This window comes from Lysinibacillus cavernae (assembly GCF_009724685.1).
Taxonomy (GTDB): domain Bacteria; phylum Bacillota; class Bacilli; order Bacillales_A; family Planococcaceae; genus Lysinibacillus; species Lysinibacillus cavernae.
Genome location: NZ_WMEF01000002.1, coordinates 606,013 through 625,974, shown reverse-complemented (window position 1 = coordinate 625,974; position 19,962 = coordinate 606,013). Strand labels below are relative to the sequence as shown.

Below are 19,962 nucleotides of genomic sequence, written 5' to 3'. Positions count from 1 at the left end.
CACTTCTGTGGCATTTTTTATTTTTAATGCATCATAAAATCGTAGGCGTTTTTCGCTAGTAACGTCATCGTCACGACGATAAAAAGCGTTCGGACAAAACCGCTTCCTTTTTTGATGGCCATTCGTGATCCAAGCATAGCCCCCCCAATTTGAGCAATTCCCATTACTAAGCCGTAGACATAGTGGATTTGTCCTAAGTAAGCAAACATACAAACACCAGCCACATTACTCGCCAAATTTAAAAATTTCGCATTCCCTGCCGCCTTTAAAAAATCGAAGCCTACAAGTAAGAAGCTAAAAATTAAAAAGGAACCCGTACCAGGACCAAGAAACCCATCATAAAAACCAATAGCAAATAATAGCATCATAAATAAAAATAAATGGGTTTTAGATAGATTTTTTACGGTAGAGACTGAGCCCCAATCTTTTTTAAAGATCGTATAAATCCCAACCACCGCAAGCATTACAAGCATTAATGGCTTTAGTAAAGCTGGATTGATTAAATGAACAGTCCATGCTCCACATAATGATCCGACAAAGGCTAGAGGAAAATACTTGAGGACAGATCGAATTTCAAGCTGACCAGAACGATAAAAGGAAATGGACGATGTGAGTGAGCCCATTGCCCCCGCTAGTTTATTAGTTGCCACAGCAGCAGCTGGGTTTAGGCCGACAAACAGTAAGGCCGGAAGTGAAATTAAACCCCCTCCTCCAACTACCGAGTCGACAAAAGCGGCTAGAAAGCCAAATGAAATTAACAGTAAGATGATATGTACATCAACATCAAAAAGCATTTTTACACCTCTTTTATTAGTTACTACTGAAATAGTAACTAATTTTATGGAAGCTGTAAACCCTAACTTTTTTATTGGCAAATCTTCACAACAGTAGCCTATAATAAAGACAATGGAGGGATTACATGGAGGAATTAATCGCCCAGTTGAAAGAAATGGGTTTTACAGAATATGAAGCAAAGGCCTATACGGCCCTTGTTCAGCAAAGTCATGTCAGTGCCTATCAAGTCAGCAAAAATTCGGGCATACCACGTGCAAGAATTTATGATATTTTGAATATCCTTGTAGAAAAAGGGATCGTCCTAAAAGAAGAGACAGCTGAACAAACGACCTATGCGGCTATGCCAGTGTCAGTTTTTTTACAGCAAATGCAGCAGCGCTGGCAATCGAATTTTACATCTATGAGTGCCCAATTAGAAAAATTAGAGGAAAAAGTGCAGGAAGCGGAACATAAGGTAGTCATGCTGAAGGGCAAGGAAGCTATCATCAACTACTGTCAGTCACTTCTAAAAAAGGCCAAGAAAAAAGTGATTTTGTCGATGTGGGAAGATATGTACGATGCTTTACGGGAAGATCTTCAAGAGGTGCCACAGCATGTTCAGGTACATGGCATTACATTGTATGTAGAGGAACATCTAGCATCGATAGACCGGCATAGGGCCACACACTATACAAGAAAGACTTCTACACCTCATTGGTTTATTTTATCGGTAGATGGTCAGGAAATGATCTATGGACACGCACCGTCCAATCAAGAAATGGCTTTTATCACCAATGACCCTGTCCATATTTATTTGTTAGAGGATTATGTTTGGCATGACGTCCTCATCAATCGATTGGTAAAACGTGATGACATGGAGCTTGAGGACTGGATTGCCAAAGAGCGTAAAGCTTTTTTCTTAGAGTAGTCATAAGGGAAGGGGAGTATCGTGAAAAAATATGTATTGCTAGGTTTATGGTGCCTCCTATTGTTAGGAGCATGTAACGCTAAAACGCCTACCAATCCACTAACGATTCGTGAGCTAACTGTCGTACCAGACAATATTCAACAAAATATAGAGGCTAATGATAAGGTTCAATTATTGTATGAAGATGACTCTACGTATTATCTTGTTTATTATTCGAAAGGGAATGTACTGGCAAGTATTGAGGCTGAAGGGAATAGTCAAGTTATCCAACTCAAAGAAGGAAGCGAGCAACGAAAAGAGGCTCAACCTTATGTATTTAAAATCATCACCAAAGATCCTGCGCTAGACACGATTGATTTGCGAGTAAACGGCCAAAGTACGCCAATAGTTCGCGTAACCTCTATATAAGGCAGAAACCGAAATCTCACTAAATGAGATTTCGGTTTCTTTACAAGATGTCTTAATAAAAGACTTTATCTACATTGTATTTTGAGCGGAAAGTATTAATCGCATATGTTTCGTAAATTTCACGTTCCATTGGATCTTCTACTTCATAGACTTCGATTTTAAAGACTTCATCACGATGGTTTTTCATCGGAGATACATTGTCCTCGAAATGCTTTTTAACACGCTGACGAATTTTACGTGCTTTACCGACAAATAATAGCTCATTCTTATCATTATAGAATAAGAAAATGCCACCTTTATCACGTGTAATTTTATGGAAGTCAATAAAACCAAAGTATGGTGTGATCGGGACATCACCTGGTTTTAAATCTTGTTCACGTTGACGGATTACTAGATCTGGTTTTGGAAATTCAATTTTAATCAAACTATTCACGTTCCTCTCTATTACTAAAGATATATGGTAACATAATTACGGCATGTTTACCATAAAATTTAAATGTAGAAAATCCACATACAGCAAGCTTAGTGTACATCAAATGAACAAGGAACATGCATCTGAATAACAAAATATTCTATGAATTATTGATATTCTAACTAGTCCATGTTACAATTCAATGTAATTAAATAATCTTATCAAGAGAAGCTGAGGGATTTGGCCCGATGAAGCTTCAGCAACCTCTAACAATTGTTAGAAAGGTGCTAATTCCAGCAAAGGATTTTTCCTTTGAGAGATAAGAGTGGACGTGAAAAAATCCTTCTCATTCTATCTCGTATGGAATGAGGGGGATTTTTTAATTTTACATGCATTCTTTGCTAAAAGAGAGCGAAAATAGAGAGGGGAACGCAAGATGCCAATTAATATTCCGAAAAATTTACCAGCTGGAGAACATTTACGTGAGGAAAAAATCTTCGTCATGGAAGAGGATCGTGCGAAAACACAGCAAATTCGTCCGTTAAATATATTAATATTAAATTTAATGCCTGAAAAAGAAAAAACAGAGCTACAATTACTACGATTATTAGGAAATACGCCATTACAGGTGAATATTACCTTTTTAAATACAGCTACACATGAGTCCAAAAATGTGAGTAAATCACATTTACAGTTATTTTACACAACGTTCGACCAAATTCGTCACCGTCGCTATGATGGTATGATTATTACAGGGGCGCCAGTAGAAAAAATGGCGTTTGAAGATGTAAACTATTGGCAAGAAATTTCAGAAATTATGGATTGGTCCAAAAAGAATGTTACATCAGTGTTACATATCTGTTGGGGAGCACAGGCTGCATTGTATCACCATTATGGTATTGGGAAGGTTGAGCTTTCGGCTAAATGTTCAGGCGTCTATTCCCATGTAATTACAGATTTAACGGTGGATTTAGTACGTGGCTTTAGTGATTTATTTACTGCTCCTCATTCACGCTATACATCCGTTTCAATAGAGGAGGTACGTAATCATCCAGACTTACGATTATTATCCTATTCAGAAGATGCTGGGGTATTCATCGTACAATCAAAAGACAATAAAAACATTATGATTACAGGACATCTTGAGTATGATGCTACGACACTAGCCGATGAATACAGTCGTGATGTAGCGAAGGGCATTGAGATCGATGTACCAGTGAATTACTTCCCGCTTGATGATCCAGCACAAGAACCGATTAATACATGGCGTGCTCATACGCATTTATTATTCTCTAACTGGTTGAACTATTACGTTTACCAAGAAACACCATACGAATGGGATTTTGTAGATGAAATTGAATATCATATTTAATTAACAAAAAGTCTAATTTCTTTCCTGATAGAAGAAATTAGACTTTCTGACTTTCTTTGGTTGTTTCTGTATTGGTTGCTTCGGTATTGTTATCGTTAGATTTTCGATTCCGAATGACCGTCACAATTAATATGAGTAAAGGTAATAAAATGGTGAAGATAAATGAAAAAATAGGCCAAATTTCATTATTATAGTTATTCGAATGGACAATGTCTGGATGAACAATTTGTGAAAGCCCAATCACAAGAATACCCATAGGTATGATTAGTGGCCGATGATCCTTGATTTTCAAAATCTGTGCGAGACCGACAACAGTAGTATAGAAATACATAAACGTACGAATATAAATGGACGAGATCCACATAAAAGCCATGATGATTTCAATACGCTGTAAAAAGTTACCTATTGAAATTCTTTGTGCTAAGGCATAACTTGGAAATGTTCTGGACGCAGTATTCTCAGGTCCTAATACAAGGATTGAAAGCACAATCAACATGATTAAGACGATACCTCCTAGAATTGTCCCAATATAAAACCCTTTCTGGGCAGATGGCTGTACATTGACGGAAGCAGGATACAGCATTAATAACACAACTAGTGGAAAGGAAAAGATACTCATGAAGCGTGCAATACTATAAAACATGGATGTTTTGCTCGCTTCTAGCACAGGTTGAATATTTTCAAAAGTAATCTGAGGTGTAATACAAATAACAAAAAAAATAAAAATAAAGACAAATAGCGGGAATAAAATTTCTGCCGAACGTGCAAAAGTTTCAATACCTAAATAGGCGGCATACATAATAATAATACAAAACAGTAAGGAAAATGCCATCGTCGGTGTTTCTGGCATGACTTCTGTTTTCATGAAAATACCGATAAAGTAAAGCAGTTCTCCAGCGGAAAGAAAAGTAAGGATCAGAAAGCCTATTGCTGTGATTTTTCCAAAAAAGCGCCCGAGAATTTTTTCGTTCGCCTCTATAAAATTTAGTGACGGTGTTTGGTTAGCGAGTGTTAAAAATAACTTAATGATCAGTAAACTAAGGACAATACCAATGCCTGCTGCAACCCACGCATCTTGCTTAGAAGCAGCAGTAATACTCGAAGGGATAATTAATATAGCTGTACCGATAGAATAGAGGAAGGTAATGATTGTAAATTGTCTTGAACTAATGATCTCTTTATCCATCTTGCTACCCCTCCGATTTCGTCAATCTATCTATTTGGTTAATGACACAATGTAATCTCTGATTGGTGTAAATATAAAGGTAATTAAGTCTAATGGGCTCGGAATATGGATTCTTAGGGCAATCCCCATATTTAAAACAGTTCCAATGAGTAGCAGAATGGTGAATACAACAATGGTTTTTGTATCCTGTTGCTTTTTTAACTTAGGAATAAAAATAAGCACAAGAATGACCGACATGACTAAGATTGCTACGGCTAGAACCATTCGATTACTCCTCCTTTGGATTATTTAATAAAGAGTTTTGAAGTGTTCCTAAACCTTGTGTCGTCACTTTCACGTGAACGTCAACAGTCAAATCTGGAAAAATGGATATCCAATCATCTTTGATTTTTTTCCATTGTTTTGCATCCGTCCGATGTAGTGCATCACCAAAACCAAAAACATCAACTTCATATTGTTGTTGTATTGTTTCTAATGTTTTTTTGATTCGCTCCTCGATACCTTGCGCTGTTTTTTTATTGACATAATCAATGGATTTATTTTTTGTGAGATCGATATCACATTCGACCTCTCCAACATTTTGCTCGACGATAATTTGAACATCAATTTTTGGCTCTCCGTGTTCAAAAGACCCCTTTACTTTCGTAGTCGATTGGGTGATTTCAGTAGATAAAGTCCCTTTCTTTGGACAGGCAATGATTTCAATCGTACTTTGAATTTTATCCTTTAGAAAACTAATGCTTTTACTTTCTCCCTCAGTCAGCAGACCCATGAATTTATCCTCTTTAAAGACAGCCAAACCTGCATATTGTAGCAACACAGGTGTTTTTACGCGTTGGACATTTGTTTGATCTGCACCTAATTTCTTATCACCGTGAATTTCAATCGCAGAAATTAATGCTCCTGCATCTTTATTACTCAACGTAGTGACTAATTCGTCTATATTAACAGCTATTGTGGTACCCCAAGCTCTCTCAGAGACCTTTAGGGAGTTTAACATTTTATTAGCAGGAACCTTTTCGATGGGTGTTAGCACATTTAACACTTCTTTTGCTGTAGCTTCATGAGACATAACGACATCAAAATCTTTTCGAAATTCATGGTCCCTCGAAATTAAATCAAGTGCTTCACTAATTCCTTCTTTGGCTAAATCTTCCCCTAAGACGACGACTTGAAGATGTGCAAAATAGGGCTTTCTGGCAGCTGTGGTTGTCATTTTTCGAATAGCCTCAAAGATCGTCTCGCCTTTTGAATGATAGCTAACGACTGGAGCGCGTTGAGTGGTAGCCTGTCTCATAGAAATTTCACTTGGATCGACAATTTGCAAAGAAATCTCATATTCATCGTCTACTTTGTCTATCCCAAGTGCTACGACAATGGCTAATTCATTTAATTCACGCTTACTCCAGCAACCACTTAACACCAAAGTGAGGATGCATAGTAAACAAATTGCATGTACTTTTGCCATATTCCATCCCTCTTTTGACCAGAAGTTTATTTTCGACTCTTGATTTTCTTATTGTTATGTCCTCTGACAATATTTTTTTGATTGACTAATCGAGGTCGTGTTAGTAACTTTCTACGTGGGAACAAAAGAAAGGCATCTTTTTGATCCTGTATTATTAATGGTGCGAAGGGACTTAAATAAGGCACGCCAAATGAACGAATACTACATAAATGTAGGATAATCACCATAATGCCAAACATAACACCAAATAAACCAAACATAGCAGCTAAAATCATTAATGGAAAACGCAGTACACGAATGGTATTTGATAAGCCATAAGCTGGGAATAGAAAACTACAAATCGCAGTTAGGGCTACAATAATAACCATTACAGCTGATACAACGCCTGCATCAACCGCTGCCTGACCAATCACTAAGGTGCCCACAATTGATACAGCGGGACCAATTGTTCTTGGCATACGAAGTCCAGCTTCCCTTAGTACCTCAAAGGCAACCTCCATAATGAGTGCCTCTACTACTGCAGGGAAGGGCACGCCTTCTCGTTGTGACGCAATACTGATCAGCATGGCTGTTGGCAGCATTTCTTGGTGAAACGTTGTAATTGCTACATAAAGTGAAGGTGCTACTAGAGCGAGACTGATCCCCAAAAATCGCAATACTCGTACAAGGGAACTAATCATCCAATGTTGATAATAATCTTCTGCTGATTGTAAAAAGGATGTAAATAAAGCTGGTACCACTAAAACAAAGGGTGTACCGTCTACTAATATGGCTACTTTACCATCTAATAACTCACCCGCAATCACATCTGGGCGTTCAGAGTTATAGACTGTTGGAAACATAGAATTTTTTGAGTCTTGAATAAAATCCTCAATATAACCACTTTCTAGTATGCCATCTATATTAATACGATCTAAACGAGCTAGCACCTCAGCTACGACTTTGTCGCTGGCGATGCCATTGATATACATAATCGCTACATCTGTTTGTGTCACATCACCAATGACACGTGTTTTAATCCAAAGATTGGGGCTTTTTATTTTCCGACGGATTAGCGCTGTATTCGTACGCAAGGTTTCGGTAAAGGATTCCCTAGGTCCTCGAATAACCGATTCGGTCGATGGCTCTGTGACTGCTCGATCCTTGGCACTTCTCGTACTTGTCACAATTCCCTCGGCAAAACCGTCTAATAAAATGACCGTTTCGCCATTGAGAATGGCATTAAATAAGGCGGTAAAATGCTCGATATTCGCTACATCACCTACCGTTAAATAAGAATTCCGTATATATTGATTAATGGTTGTAATTTCAATGTTTTGTTCTTCTTCAATATTAGCCATGAGCTTATCGATAACTGAATTCGATATTGTCGTTTTATCAGATAAGCCATCAATGGAGATGACGGCAATGCTATGAGAATCTGATGCACCAATGGTGATTTCCCGAATAATAATGTCATTACTATGACCGAGTGTATTTTGAATAACTTTTATATTTTTAGATAGGGAAGTGTACAACAAATCGTTCGTTGTATGCGATGGGGAGGTCTTGATATTGTTAGACATTGACATGCGTTTTCCTCCTCAAATGGTCGATCATTATCTATAGAATGGACAAATTATTTGAGAGATAAACGAAGTGGACATGAAAATCTAGCTATTTGCTACTAAATCAAATATGACTTGGCGAAATTGCCGCTGCTGAAACAAAATAAAAAACAGTTTGTCCTTTCATGGCTTGAAAGGACAGACTGCTTTATGTACGATACTCATAATGTAATTCATCTTTACTTGCATCAACGTCAACATGTAAATTGTGATCGTTAAAGAACCATAGATCTTTTTCATCAATGTAATAGGTTACACCTTCGACCACTGTCTGAACACCTATGTCAATAGGTTCTTCACGTGTCATGCCAAGTGAAAAACCTTCATGAAAAGGACTAGAGCCACCATAGCGTGCATAAAAGCGAATTGTATCACCCGGTTCAACTTCCATCTCTTGTTTGAACCATTGTAGAGCTTTAACTGTCAGTGCAATATTCATATCGAATACTCCTCTCTTACTAAAGCCATTTTACCTTTGGCTCGGTGCCATTTTTAATTCGTGTAATATTGGCACGGTGTCGATACATAATAAAGGTAAATAAAAAGGCTACCAAGATGCCTAATGCAAAGTCACCTGTAACAAAATAATAAACGATTGCATAAATAAGTGCTACTAAAGCGGCTATCATAGATGTTAAGCTGACGATTTTTGTGATTTTTAATGTCACAATAAAGGTAATAAATAGTAAAACAAAGAGAGGCCAAGAATAGCCTAATAAAACACCTGCAGATGTTGCCACTGCTTTCCCACCACGAAACTTGGCGAAAATCGGAAACATGTGACCGATAACAGCAACAAGACCAAGTAATAGGGGATGGAGCGTACTGTCAGAGAAAACGGGAAGTGTCACGAGTAAGACAGCGGCTGTACCTTTTAAGACATCCATAATCGTAACAACAATACCCGCTTTTTTCCCTAGCGTTCGAAAAGTATTGGTCGCACCTAGATTACCGCTCCCGTGTTCACGAATATCGGTAGTATAAAAAATTTTGCCTATCCATAACCCAGAAGGTATAGAGCCAATTAGATAAGCACATAAAATAATAAGTCCATTGATCATAGCTGGACTCCTTTCATTCATAGTCCATCACTTGGTACTAATAGTTTGTAACAAGTATTTTACACTTTTTCTTGCTAATCTACAATGTTATGAAGGAGATTTCATTAGGAGCCTTGAATTCAATACAAGAGAAAATATACTAGCCTTGGGATAGGCTTTTAGACATGAGTTTTTTTGAAGCGAAAAAAGCCTTATTAAAAATATAGGCAAAAAGGCAATTTTGTCAATCGTTCATTCCTTTGGTAGAATAGAAGTCTAACTTTATCCAGTTTAATCACAATGTACGTAAGTAGCTCTTATATCTATTAAGGTAGGCAAGCAACACAAATTTATTTTGCAACTAAATAAGCTATGATGCGTCAGGTGTTTATGGATACTAGTAGCTGTCTGCCTTGCTTAAATACCAATTTTAAGCAACTGTTGAAGATGTTTACTTTTAATAAATAAGATCAAAACTGTGAGCAAATTTTAAAATTTTATTAGACCTGTCGCTAACTATTGACAGGAAATGCTATTATTATTAGGATGAGAACATAAATAGAACATGCGTTTGTTTTTTGGAGGGGAATTTTTTTGACGAATAAACAGTCACCTAGCGTCTATAATGATGACGCAATACAAGTATTAGAAGGATTAGAAGCGGTACGCAAACGACCTGGCATGTATATCGGTTCGACGGATGGCCGTGGACTTCACCACCTTGTGTATGAAATTGTAGATAATGCGGTGGATGAAGCACTGGCTGGCTTTGGATCTCATATTACTGTCACGATTCATAAAGATCAGAGTATCAGTGTGCGTGACTTTGGCCGTGGAATGCCTACCGGTATGCATAAAATGGGCAAACCAACCCCTGAAATTATTTTTACTGTGCTACACGCTGGCGGTAAATTTGGACAAGGTGGTTATAAAACAAGTGGTGGCTTACATGGTGTAGGTTCTTCCGTTGTGAATGCGTTATCTACATTTTTGGAAGTAACCATCCATCGAGATGGTAAAAAATATCGTCAACGTTTTGAAAACGGTGGGCACCCTGTAACAACGCTTGAAGAAATTGGACAAACTAAACAGACAGGTACACTTGTCCATTTTCTACCAGATGAGACGATTTTCTCTGTCACGAAATACAATTACGAAACACTAGCAGAACGTTTACGTGAGTCAGCATTTTTATTAAAAGGCTTAAAAATTGAGTTAATGGATGAGCGCGAGGAAGGCAAAGGTGATGTGTTCTTTTATGAGAACGGCATTGAAGCTTTCGTTGCGTATTTGAATGAAGAAAAAGATGTCCTTCATCCTGTGAAATATGTTGAAGGGATTCAAGACGAAATTGAAGTAGAATTCGCCTTCCAATATAACGATGGTTATTCTGAAACAATCTTGTCGTTTGTTAATAATGTTCGTACACGTGATGGTGGGACACATGAAACGGGTGCGAAAGCGGCATTAACGCGTGTGTTTAATGAGTATGCAAGAAAAATCGGCTTGTTAAAGGATAAGGATAAAAACCTTGAAGGGACAGATATTCGAGAGGGTTTAGCGGCGATCGTGTCTGTTCGTATTCCAGAACATTTACTTCAATTTGAAGGGCAAACGAAGGGTAAGCTCGGCACTAGTGAGGCTCGATCTGCAGTCGATAGCGTAGTGTCTGAGCAAATTTTATATGTACTAGAGGAAAATGCTGAATTATCGGCTTCTCTTGTGCGCAAAGCAATTCGTGCGCAGCAAGTCCGTGAAGCGGCTCGTAAAGCACGTGAGGACGCACGGAATGGTAAGAAAAACAAAAAGGGCAGTACGATTCTTTCAGGTAAATTAACGCCTGCTCAGTCACGTAATGCGTCCAGAAATGAATTGTATTTAGTCGAGGGTGATTCTGCGGGTGGCTCTGCTAAACAAGGGCGAGATCGTACGTTCCAAGCGATTTTACCATTGCGCGGGAAAGTCATTAACACGGAAAAAGCCAAGCTACAAGACATTATGAAAAATGAAGAGATATCAACGATTATTCATGCGATTGGTGCAGGCGTTGGAACGGATTTTGCTGTGGAAGATTCAGCCTACAATAAAGTAGTCATTATGACCGATGCCGATACAGATGGTGCACATATTCAAGTATTGCTATTAACGTTCTTCTATCGTTATATGCGTCCGCTTATTGAGGCAGGAAAAGTATATATTGCATTACCGCCACTTTATAAAGTCTCTAGAGGGACAGGGAAAAAAGAAGTGATTGAATATGCTTGGACAGAAAGCGATTTACAAAATGCCATCAAGAAGGTTGGAAAGGGTTACATATTACAACGCTATAAAGGTCTTGGTGAGATGAATGCAGACCAGCTATGGGATACAACGATGAACCCTGAAACACGGACATTAATACGTGTCACAATCGAGGATGGTGCACGTGCAGAGAGACGTGTTACGACGCTAATGGGTGATAAAGTAGAACCACGTCGTAAATGGATCGAAGCCAATGTAGACTTCGGTATGGAGGATGATTCAAACATTTTAGAGAATGAATTCATCCAGCAAGAGGAGGACCAAGCATGAGTAGTACGGAAAAGTTTCAAGATTTACCTTTAGAAGAAGTAATGGGTGACCGTTTTGGTCGCTATAGTAAATATATTATTCAAGACCGCGCGTTGCCTGATGCACGTGACGGTCTTAAACCAGTACAGCGTCGTATATTATATGCGATGTTTACAGAAGGCAATACAAACGATAAACCGTTCCGTAAATCGGCTAAAACTGTCGGTAACGTAATTGGTAATTACCATCCTCACGGAGATAGCTCTGTGTATGAAGCAATGGTACGTATGAGTCAGGATTGGAAAGCGCGACATATGCTCATTGAGATGCATGGGAACAATGGTTCGGTCGATGGAGACCCACCTGCTGCGATGCGTTATACTGAGGCGAGACTATCTGCCATTGCGGCTGAAATGCTGCGAGACATTGGCAAAAAAACGGTCGAGTTTGTGCCGAACTTTGATGACCAGGATATGGAGCCAACCGTTTTACCTGCGCGTTTCCCTAATTTACTTGTCAATGGCTCTACAGGGATTTCGGCTGGTTATGCGACAGATATTCCTCCTCATGCGTTAGATGAGGTGCTTGATGCTGTATTAATGCGCTTGGAAAAGCCTACTGCAACAGTGGATGAATTAATGACGGTTATTAAAGGGCCGGATTTCCCGACAGGTGGTATTATTCAAGGCGTTGATGGTATCAAAAAGGCTTATGAAACAGGTCGTGGTAAAATCATTGTACGTGCACAAGCTGTTGTGGAACCAATCAAAGGTGGCAAAGAGCAAATTGTTATTACGGAATTGCCATATGATGTGAATAAAGCGAATCTTGTGAAAAAAATCGATGAGCAACGTGTCGATAAACGTCTGGAAGGTATTGCGGAAATTCGGGATGAATCAGACCGTACAGGCTTACGTGTCGTAATTGAGCTGAAAAAGGATGTACCAGGGCAAGGGATTTTACAGTATTTATTTAAAACAACGGATTTACAAGTAGCTTATAATTTTAATATGATTGCTATCCATAATCGTCGTCCAACGATGATGACATTGCCATTATTGCTGGATGCCTATATTGCCCATCAAAAAGAAGTTGTCACGAACCGTTCTATCTATGATTTACAAAAGGCAAAGGATCGCTCACATATTGTGGATGGGCTTATTAAAGCGCTCTCCATTTTAGATGAAGTGATTGCTACGATTCGTTCTTCTAACGATAAGAAGGATGCGAAGCTTAATTTACAAGCGAAGTTCGATTTTACAGAGGTGCAAGCAGAGGCCATTGTTAGCTTGCAATTATACCGTTTAACGAATACCGACATTACAGAGCTTCGTCAAGAACAGGACGAGTTAGATAAGTTGATTGCAAAACTAGAAGGAATTCTGCAAAGCGAGGCGAAGCTTGTCCGTGTCATTAAACAAGAATTGCTAGATATTAAGAAACGCTTTACAGAACCTCGTCGTTCGAAAATCGAGCAAGAAATTGAAGAAATTAAAATTACATTAGATGTCCTTGTACCAAGTGAAGAGGTTGTCGTGACTGTAACGAAGGATGGTTATATTAAACGTACTTCGACACGTTCACATGCCGCTTCAAACGGGCAAGATTTTGCGATGAAGGATTCGGATTATTTATTGTATGAAGCAACCTTAAATACGCAGCACCATCTATTACTGTTCACAAATAGAGGCAATTACATTTATCAGCCTGTTCATGAACTTCCTGATATTCGTTGGAAGGATCTTGGTCAGCATATTTCAAGTATTGTACCAACAAGCGAGGATGAATCAATTATCGCTGTCTATGGCTTTGAGACATTTGATCAACCTAATACGTATATCTTTACAGCAACGAAAGATGGGCAAATTAAACGCTCACCACTCGCAGATTATGCGGTGACACGTTATTCGAAACCAATCAAAACCATGAATGTGAAAGCTGGCGATGCGATGATGTATGCAGCGTTTGTGACAGATGAAGTGGAATTGATGTTAACAACAGATACAGCCTATGCGATTCGTTTCCCAATTGAGGAATTACCAGTAACAGGTGTCAAAACAGGCGGGGTGAAAGGCATTACGCTGAAAGATGGAGAAGCTTTAGTTGGTGTGAATGTGCTACAACCAGATGAAACGCACTATGTGGTCATTGTGACACAGCGTGGGGCTGTAAAGAAAATGAATGTCGCTGAAGTTGAAGTGGCAAGTCGAGCAAAACGTGGTCTAAAGGTATTAACAGAATTAAAGGCAAATCCTCACCGTATTGTGGCAGTTATCCAAGCAACAAACGAGGAGCAAGTTGTCATTGAAACAGAAAAAGGCGTGCAAGAAACCATAGATGTCCAAGGATTGACGCGTGCAGATCGCCATTCAAACGGTTCGTTTAAAGTAGATATTGCAACAGACGGTGCCATCTCACATGTCTTGACGGCCAAAAAGGAACAAAAACCTAGCTAATATTATGCCCAGACTCAGACGTGAGCTGGGCTATTTTTAATAGTGGAGCATCTATTCAAAAATAGCACCTTGTCATTTAAGATCAACTATGGGTATAATAATCATCGAAAAGTTCATATCGAAAGAATGTAGGGGGGCTAGTAGTTGCTAGCTGAGATTGTGTCCGATAGACGCTGACCCTTTGAACCTGATTTGGCTCGTACCAGCGTAGGGAACATCTATTCAAAAAAGCAAAAGTTTTGAAGATTGATTGCATTACGCCTGGGAAGAATCCTAGGCGTTTTTTTTATGTTTTTAAGCAGCATCTTCCATCCGCATATACGCTTTCTTCTGGTGACATTCAATCATGAACACTTTCATATTACAAACTGGGAGGACCTAGCATGAAAAAATGGTTATTTATTCTATTGGCTGCACTTCTGACGTTAGTGGGTTGTAGTAACAAGGAGGACAAGCAGGCTACTGACAAGTTAAAAAAGGTGTCAGTAGTATTGGACTGGACACCGAATACGAATCATACAGGGCTGTATGTCGCGGATAAACTCGGTTATTTTGAGGAACAGGGCTTAGATGTTGAAATTATTATGCCTGGTGAAGCAGGAGCAGATCAGCTTGTTGCTTCTGGTAAGGCGGAATTTGGAGTTAGCTACCAGGAAGGTATTACACAGGCTCGTGTACAGGATGTACCGCTTGTATCTATCGCAGCCATCATTCAGCATAATACATCTGGCTTTGCTTCTATTGTTTCAAAAGGCATTACATCACCAAAGGATTTTGAAGGTAAAACCTATGGTGGATGGGGAGCTCCACTAGAACAAGCCGTACTTCAATCATTAATGCAAACAGAAAATGCAGACATTAATAAGCTAGACATCGTCAATGCAGGAGATTTAGATTTCTTTACAATGATGGAAAAAGATATTGATTTTGCATGGATTTATTATGCATGGACGGGTATTGAGGCAGAGCTTCGTGGTGAAAAAATTAATATGCAGTATTTAACGGACTATAGCGATCAGCTGGATTATTATACACCTGTTCTTGCAACGAATGAAAAAATGATTAAGGACAATCCTGAAGTGGTTAAAGCGTTTGTTGCGGCTGCATCGAAAGGCTATGAATACGCAATGGAGCAACCAAGTGAAGCGGCTGATATTTTAGTAGAAGCGGCACCTGACTTAGATAAAGAGTTAGTGCATAAAAGTCAGGAATGGCTAGCTGATAAGTATCAGGATGATGCTAAGCAATGGGGTGAACAAAAACTTTCTGTATGGGAAAATTATGCGAAATGGATGTCCAGTAACAATGTATTAGAGGGCGAGTTTGATGCAAAACAAGCCTTTACTAATGATTTCTTACCTAAAAAGGGGGCAAATTAAGATGGCAAATTCATTAATTAGTGTTCAAATCATTCCGAAAACAGAGAAATATGAGGATGTTATTCCTTATGTAGATGCGGCGATTGCTGTTATTGACGCTTCTGGTGTGAAATATGAAGTACATCCACTAGAGACAACGATGGAAGGTGAGTTAACAACATTACTCCAAATCATTGAAAAAATGAATGACAAGATGATTGATCTTGGTGCCATCAATGTCATTACACAAGTGAAAATTTTATATCAACCAACAGGTATTACGATGGGCAAGTTAACGGAGAAATATCAGTAATGAAACGCGCGTTGCAAAAGGGAAGGACGATAATTTTTATCGCCTTCCTCTTATTCATATGGGAGCTAGTTGTGCAAATGGCTGAAGTTCCTCATTGGCTCTTACCTGCACCAAGTATTATTTTGTTGGAGGGCATGCAATCGTATCAAACGTTTCTACCCCATGCTTTGGCCACGGTGCAATTAGCCTTATTAGGTCTTGCCATTGGGATTGGTTGTGGTTTAACGGTGGCAATTGTTTTGCATCGTTTTACTTTTATTCGGGAGTTGTTTTATCCGATTCTTATTATGTCGCAAAACATTCCCATTCTTGTATTAGCACCGCTGCTCATTATTTGGTTTGGCTTCGGCCTTTTACCGAAACTCATTATTATTTGTCTTGTGTGCTTTTTTCCGATTGTCATTGCGGCGATGGATGGGTTTCGTCAAACGGCACCCGAGTTAAAGCATTATTTTGCCATGATTGGTGCAACGAAGGCACAAACTTTTTGGAAACTGGAATGGCCACATGCGTATCCAGCTATTTTCTCAGGTATTAAAATAGCTGCTACATACAGTGTGATGGGTGCTGTCATTGCGGAGTGGCTTGGTGCAAAGAAGGGCATCGGTGTTTACATGACCTTAGCACAGTCCTCCTTCCGTACGGATCGAGTGTTTGTAGCGATTTTTGCAATCGTTTTGTTAAGTTTACTGTTGTTTAGCAGTATTCGTTTGATTGAAAAGTTAATGGTAAAGGGGAGAGGCTACCATGCTCAGCATTCAGAACATCGCTAAATCTTTTAATGTCCTGCAAGTCCTGGACAAATTATCTTTTGATGTCAAGGATGGCGAGTTTGTGGCTATTGTGGGACCTTCAGGAAGTGGTAAAAGTACTCTATTTCAATTAATTGGCGGTATCTCTTCCATTGATAAAGGTGCCATTTTATTAAACGGGGAAGATATTCAACAAAAACGAGGAACGATTGGCTATATGCCACAGCAGCCTTGTCTACTGCCTTGGCGTACCATTTTAGAGAATGTTACCATCGTGGAGGAATTACAACATAAACCAAACGTTGAACGTGCCAAAGAATGGTTAGAAAAGGTTGGGCTTGCTTCGTTTATCCATGCGTATCCGAACGAACTTTCAGGAGGCATGCAGCAGCGTGTATCCTTTATACGAGCCATGGTTAGTAATAAGCCTATTTTATGCTTAGACGAACCATTTTCTGCGCTGGATGAATTTACGAGACTGGAAATGCAGGCATGGCTTTTATCTATTTGGGAAGAGTACCGTAAATCAATCTTATTTGTTACACATAGTATTGAAGAAGCGCTCTTTTTAGCGGATCGTATACTTGTTTTAACGAAACGTCCAGCAATGGTTAAAAAGGAAATCATTGTACCGTTTGAAAGACCTCGCAAAGAGGAAATTCGTCATTCTGCAGCATTCACCGCTTTAAAGCAACAGTTATTTATGTACTTACAGGAAGAAAAAGGTGATTTGTATGTTGATTGATGCTCATATTCATTTGGATCAGTATAAAGATGAGGAAATTTCGTCTTTATTGGAAGAGGTAGATTATGTGATTGCAGTTAGCATGCAGCTAGTATCTTGTGAAAGAACACTGCATCTGTCAAAAACCTATCATCAAGTAAAGGCAGCTTTTGGCTTTCATCCTGAACAGTCTCTACCAGGTCAAAGAGACGAGGATGCTTTATTTGATTGGATACGTGCCCATGCGGATGATATGGTAGCTGTTGGTGAGGTTGGTCTACCTTATTATTTAAGGCAAGAACAAGCCATTGATAATCGTCCTTATGTGGCTTTATTAGAGCGTTTTATCATTTTGGCAAAGGAGCTTGATAAGCCGATTGTTTTACATGCCGTATATGAGGACGCCGCCATCGTATGTGATTTACTTGAAAAACATCAGCTACGTAAAGCGCATTTTCATTGGTTTAAAGGGGATAAGGCTGTGGTGAAACGTATGATACAGCATGGTTATTTTATTTCTATAACGCCTGATTGTTTCTATGAAGAAGAGATTCAACAGTTAATTCAAGCTTACCCCATTGAACGCATGATGATAGAAACAGATGGACCTTGGCCGTTTGAAGGACCGTTTACGAATAAGCGTACATCACCGTGGATGATGCATTCGACGATTGAGGTCATTGCGTCCATTAAAGGGTTGTCAACACAGGAAGCGGCTCAGATCATCACACAAAATACAAAAAACTTCTATCGACTTTAATGGATCAAGAAAAAGCAGTATAGGGTACGAATTATTCGTCCTTATACTGCTTTTTATGTTTACTGAAATGATGCTCCAATTGCTCATTCTTTGTTTTCGTCATGCGTTCATGTGTGCTGAAAGAGCTAGATTGCCGATTTTTTTCAACATCCTTGCCGATTGTTCGTTTAACATGCATACGCTTCTTTTTAGCATCAGACTGTGACATAAGCATACCCTCCAATTCTTTCTAACTTTATAGTAACGAATAAGGGAGAAAAAGTAAAACCTCGTAAGCAAGATACTTACGAGGTTGTCGAGTGTATTAGTGAGATACGTCCTGTACAGAAATACCTGTGTTTGCTTTAACATCTACTTCACGATATTTCGCATCATCTGTTTCTTTAGAAAGTAATGTGCCAATGAAGCCGCCAAGGAAACCAAGTGGTACAGAGATTAGTGCCGGGTTCGTTAACATAATTAACGGATCACCAACGAAAATCGCTTTTCCTTCAACTGGATTCCACACGTTAGGTGACATAGCAACTAACACTAATGCTGAAATTAAACCTGTTAACATCGCCGTTACAGCACCAGCTGTATTAAAGCGTTTCCAATAAATTGTGTAAATGATTACTGGAAGGTTAGCAGAACCTGCAATACAGAATGCTAGAGATACTAAGAACGCAACGTTTAATGTTTGTGCACCAAGTGCTAATAGGATAGAAATAACAGCGATTGTGATCGAACCGATACGAGCTGCAAGTACTTGCTCTTTTTCTGTAATTTTACCCTTTTTGATAATTTGTCCATAAATATCATGAGATAGGGCAGATGCACCAGAAAGTACAAGACCTGCTACTACCGCAAGAATTGTTGCGAATGCTACCGCACAAACAAATGAGAATAGAATGTCGCCACCAAGTGCTTCCGCAAGAAGTGGGGCAGCCATATTACCAGCAGCGTTTGCCGCGATAATATCTTCTTTTCCAACGAATGCTGCTGCACCGAAACCTAAGAAAATTGTTAGAACGTAGAAGATACCTACGATCCAAGTAGCCCAAATAACTGATGAACGAGCTGTTTGTGCGTCTTTTACTGTGAAGAAACGCATTAAGATATGCGGAAGACCCGCAGTACCTAATACTAACGCAATTAACATGGAGATTGTGTCAAGTCCATTTGTATATTTTAGACCTGGGTTTAAATAAGCAGCCCCACTATCAGTAGCTGTCGTCATTTCTTTAAACATTGTAGAAATACTGAAGCCGAACTCTTTTAAAACTAAGAACGAAATAATTACCGTACCTATCATTAAAAGACAAGCTTTAATAATTTGTACCCAAGAAGTTGCTGTCATACCACCGAATAGTACGTATGTTGTCATCATGAAACCTACGATTAAGACAGCAATCCAGTAGTCGATTCCTAAAAGTAATTGAATAAGTGCTCCTGCACCAACTAGTTGTGCAATCATGTAGAATAATACAATTGTAATAGTGCTTAAAGCAGCTGTTCCACGAACTTTAGCGTTATCGAAACGCGCTGTAATCATGTCAGCTAATGTGAATTTCCCAAGGTTACGTAATGGCTCAGCAACGATGTATAATACCACTAAGTAAGCTACTAAATAACCAATAGAGAAGAAGAATCCGTCAAATCCAAATAGTGCTACTGCACCAGCGATACCTAGGAAAGATGCTGCTGATAAATAGTCACCAGCGATAGCTAGTCCATTTTGCCAGCCTGTTAACCCACCGCCAGCAGTGTAGAAATCACTTGCTGAAGATGTGCGTTTAGATGCCCACCATGTAATAACTAATGTTAAACCAACAATGCCTACGAAGAAGAATATGGCTGTGAAACTCATTCCGT

Annotated in this window: 20 protein-coding genes and 2 riboswitches; of the genes, 10 read left to right on the top strand and 10 right to left on the bottom strand. The window is 39.1% G+C overall.

The features are described 5' to 3' along the window. Window positions 1-23: 23 nt before the first annotated feature. Window positions 24-794 carry a TSUP family transporter gene (locus GJU32_RS07495; protein ID WP_155591302.1) on the bottom strand — a complete coding sequence of 257 codons (771 nt, stop codon included), beginning with the start codon at window positions 792-794 and terminating at the stop codon, window positions 24-26. A 125-nt stretch (window positions 795-919) separates the two neighbouring features. Between GJU32_RS07495 and GJU32_RS07490 the strand changes: the two genes are divergently transcribed. Then, the gene (locus GJU32_RS07490) at window positions 920-1,702 is read left to right on the top strand and encodes a TrmB family transcriptional regulator (RefSeq protein WP_155591301.1); all 783 of its coding nucleotides are present in this window, start codon (window positions 920-922) and stop codon (window positions 1,700-1,702) included. A gap of 21 nt (window positions 1,703-1,723) precedes the next feature. After that, window positions 1,724-2,110, top strand: coding sequence for a hypothetical protein (locus GJU32_RS07485; protein ID WP_155591300.1), 387 nt, complete (start codon window positions 1,724-1,726; stop codon window positions 2,108-2,110). A gap of 52 nt (window positions 2,111-2,162) precedes the next feature. On the opposite strand, the gene GJU32_RS07480 is transcribed toward GJU32_RS07485, so the two are convergent. Continuing rightward, complete coding sequence (locus GJU32_RS07480) at window positions 2,163-2,534, bottom strand: nucleotide excision repair endonuclease (RefSeq protein WP_155591299.1); 372 nt, start codon at window positions 2,532-2,534, stop codon at window positions 2,163-2,165. 203 nt (window positions 2,535-2,737) lie between these two features. Then, a riboswitch (SAM riboswitch) is annotated at window positions 2,738-2,848 on the top strand. A gap of 110 nt (window positions 2,849-2,958) precedes the next feature. Here GJU32_RS07480 and metA point away from each other — a divergent pair. Next, complete coding sequence (metA, locus tag GJU32_RS07475) at window positions 2,959-3,894, top strand: homoserine O-acetyltransferase MetA (protein ID WP_155591298.1); 936 nt, start codon at window positions 2,959-2,961, stop codon at window positions 3,892-3,894. Between the two features lie 37 nt (window positions 3,895-3,931). Here metA and GJU32_RS07470 read toward each other — a convergent pair whose 3' ends face one another. The 6 genes from GJU32_RS07470 to plsY form a co-directional block, all read right to left on the bottom strand. After that, window positions 3,932-5,080 (bottom strand): GerAB/ArcD/ProY family transporter, encoded by a 1,149-nt coding sequence (locus GJU32_RS07470; RefSeq protein WP_155591297.1) that lies wholly within the window; start codon window positions 5,078-5,080, stop codon window positions 3,932-3,934. 30 nt (window positions 5,081-5,110) lie between these two features. Continuing rightward, window positions 5,111-5,344 carry a hypothetical protein gene (locus GJU32_RS07465; RefSeq protein ID WP_155591296.1) on the bottom strand — a complete coding sequence of 78 codons (234 nt, stop codon included), beginning with the start codon at window positions 5,342-5,344 and terminating at the stop codon, window positions 5,111-5,113. 4 nt (window positions 5,345-5,348) lie between these two features. Further along, window positions 5,349-6,548, bottom strand: a complete 1,200-nt coding sequence (locus GJU32_RS07460) for a Ger(x)C family spore germination protein (RefSeq protein ID WP_155591295.1) — start codon at window positions 6,546-6,548, stop codon at window positions 5,349-5,351. Between the two features lie 26 nt (window positions 6,549-6,574). After that, window positions 6,575-8,119: a spore germination protein gene (locus GJU32_RS07455; RefSeq protein ID WP_155591294.1), complete on the bottom strand. Its 1,545-nt coding sequence runs from the start codon at window positions 8,117-8,119 to the stop codon at window positions 6,575-6,577. A gap of 184 nt (window positions 8,120-8,303) precedes the next feature. Further along, the gene (locus tag GJU32_RS07450) at window positions 8,304-8,594 is read right to left on the bottom strand and encodes a HesB/YadR/YfhF family protein (RefSeq protein WP_155591293.1); all 291 of its coding nucleotides are present in this window, start codon (window positions 8,592-8,594) and stop codon (window positions 8,304-8,306) included. A 19-nt stretch (window positions 8,595-8,613) separates the two neighbouring features. Further along, complete coding sequence (gene plsY / locus GJU32_RS07445; RefSeq protein ID WP_155591292.1) at window positions 8,614-9,216, bottom strand: glycerol-3-phosphate 1-O-acyltransferase PlsY; 603 nt, start codon at window positions 9,214-9,216, stop codon at window positions 8,614-8,616. A 573-nt stretch (window positions 9,217-9,789) separates the two neighbouring features. Here plsY and parE point away from each other — a divergent pair. The 7 genes from parE (at window position 9,790) to GJU32_RS07410 (ending at window position 18,108) form a co-directional block, all read left to right on the top strand. Further along, the gene (parE, locus tag GJU32_RS07440; protein ID WP_155591291.1) at window positions 9,790-11,766 is read left to right on the top strand and encodes a DNA topoisomerase IV subunit B; all 1,977 of its coding nucleotides are present in this window, start codon (window positions 9,790-9,792) and stop codon (window positions 11,764-11,766) included. Then, complete coding sequence (parC, locus tag GJU32_RS07435; RefSeq protein WP_155591290.1) at window positions 11,763-14,201, top strand: DNA topoisomerase IV subunit A; 2,439 nt, start codon at window positions 11,763-11,765, stop codon at window positions 14,199-14,201. Before parE ends, parC begins: the two co-directional genes overlap by 4 nt. A 120-nt stretch (window positions 14,202-14,321) precedes the next feature. Then, a riboswitch (TPP riboswitch) is annotated at window positions 14,322-14,432 on the top strand. 152 nt (window positions 14,433-14,584) lie between these two features. Then, window positions 14,585-15,580, top strand: coding sequence for an ABC transporter substrate-binding protein (locus GJU32_RS07430; RefSeq protein ID WP_155591289.1), 996 nt, complete (start codon window positions 14,585-14,587; stop codon window positions 15,578-15,580). 1 nt (window position 15,581) lies between these two features. Continuing rightward, complete coding sequence (locus GJU32_RS07425) at window positions 15,582-15,872, top strand: thiamine-binding protein (RefSeq protein WP_155591288.1); 291 nt, start codon at window positions 15,582-15,584, stop codon at window positions 15,870-15,872. Next, the gene (locus GJU32_RS07420) at window positions 15,872-16,645 is read left to right on the top strand and encodes an ABC transporter permease (RefSeq protein WP_155591287.1); all 774 of its coding nucleotides are present in this window, start codon (window positions 15,872-15,874) and stop codon (window positions 16,643-16,645) included. Before GJU32_RS07425 ends, GJU32_RS07420 begins: the two co-directional genes overlap by 1 nt. Continuing rightward, a complete protein-coding gene (locus GJU32_RS07415; protein WP_155591286.1) occupies window positions 16,620-17,369 on the top strand; it encodes an ABC transporter ATP-binding protein in 750 nt (249 codons plus the stop codon). Before GJU32_RS07420 ends, GJU32_RS07415 begins: the two co-directional genes overlap by 26 nt. Then, the gene (locus GJU32_RS07410; RefSeq protein ID WP_155591285.1) at window positions 17,359-18,108 is read left to right on the top strand and encodes a TatD family hydrolase; all 750 of its coding nucleotides are present in this window, start codon (window positions 17,359-17,361) and stop codon (window positions 18,106-18,108) included. The genes GJU32_RS07415 and GJU32_RS07410 overlap by 11 nt, the downstream gene beginning before the upstream one ends. A 31-nt stretch (window positions 18,109-18,139) precedes the next feature. Here GJU32_RS07410 and GJU32_RS23140 read toward each other — a convergent pair whose 3' ends face one another. Next, complete coding sequence (locus tag GJU32_RS23140; protein ID WP_196426626.1) at window positions 18,140-18,316, bottom strand: hypothetical protein; 177 nt, start codon at window positions 18,314-18,316, stop codon at window positions 18,140-18,142. A 96-nt stretch (window positions 18,317-18,412) separates the two neighbouring features. Continuing rightward, window positions 18,413-19,957 carry a solute symporter family protein gene (locus tag GJU32_RS07405; RefSeq protein ID WP_155591372.1) on the bottom strand — a complete coding sequence of 515 codons (1,545 nt, stop codon included), beginning with the start codon at window positions 19,955-19,957 and terminating at the stop codon, window positions 18,413-18,415. Window positions 19,958-19,962 lie beyond the last annotated feature (5 nt).

Excerpts from the sequence above, each read along its gene's own strand:
- metA (WP_155591298.1), top strand. The coding sequence starts at position 2,959 with ATGCCAATTAATATTCCGAAAAATTTACCAGCTGGAGAACATTTACGT.
- GJU32_RS07470 (WP_155591297.1), bottom strand. The coding sequence starts at position 5,080 with ATGGATAAAGAGATCATTAGTTCAAGACAATTTACAATCATTACCTTC.
- GJU32_RS07465 (WP_155591296.1), bottom strand. The coding sequence starts at position 5,344 with ATGGTTCTAGCCGTAGCAATCTTAGTCATGTCGGTCATTCTTGTGCTT.
- GJU32_RS07455 (WP_155591294.1), bottom strand. The coding sequence starts at position 8,119 with ATGTCAATGTCTAACAATATCAAGACCTCCCCATCGCATACAACGAAC.
- GJU32_RS07410 (WP_155591285.1), top strand. The coding sequence starts at position 17,359 with ATGTTGATTGATGCTCATATTCATTTGGATCAGTATAAAGATGAGGAA.
- parC (WP_155591290.1), top strand. The coding sequence starts at position 11,763 with ATGAGTAGTACGGAAAAGTTTCAAGATTTACCTTTAGAAGAAGTAATG.
- GJU32_RS07405 (WP_155591372.1), bottom strand. The coding sequence starts at position 19,957 with ATGAGTTTCACAGCCATATTCTTCTTCGTAGGCATTGTTGGTTTAACA.
- GJU32_RS07425 (WP_155591288.1), top strand. The coding sequence starts at position 15,582 with ATGGCAAATTCATTAATTAGTGTTCAAATCATTCCGAAAACAGAGAAA.
- GJU32_RS07490 (WP_155591301.1), top strand. The coding sequence starts at position 920 with ATGGAGGAATTAATCGCCCAGTTGAAAGAAATGGGTTTTACAGAATAT.
- GJU32_RS07420 (WP_155591287.1), top strand. The coding sequence starts at position 15,872 with ATGAAACGCGCGTTGCAAAAGGGAAGGACGATAATTTTTATCGCCTTC.
- GJU32_RS07430 (WP_155591289.1), top strand. The coding sequence starts at position 14,585 with ATGAAAAAATGGTTATTTATTCTATTGGCTGCACTTCTGACGTTAGTG.
- GJU32_RS07460 (WP_155591295.1), bottom strand. The coding sequence starts at position 6,548 with ATGGCAAAAGTACATGCAATTTGTTTACTATGCATCCTCACTTTGGTG.
- GJU32_RS23140 (WP_196426626.1), bottom strand. The coding sequence starts at position 18,316 with ATGTCACAGTCTGATGCTAAAAAGAAGCGTATGCATGTTAAACGAACA.
- plsY (WP_155591292.1), bottom strand. The coding sequence starts at position 9,216 with ATGATCAATGGACTTATTATTTTATGTGCTTATCTAATTGGCTCTATA.
- GJU32_RS07450 (WP_155591293.1), bottom strand. The coding sequence starts at position 8,594 with ATGAATATTGCACTGACAGTTAAAGCTCTACAATGGTTCAAACAAGAG.
- GJU32_RS07495 (WP_155591302.1), bottom strand. The coding sequence starts at position 794 with ATGCTTTTTGATGTTGATGTACATATCATCTTACTGTTAATTTCATTT.
- GJU32_RS07415 (WP_155591286.1), top strand. The coding sequence starts at position 16,620 with ATGCTCAGCATTCAGAACATCGCTAAATCTTTTAATGTCCTGCAAGTC.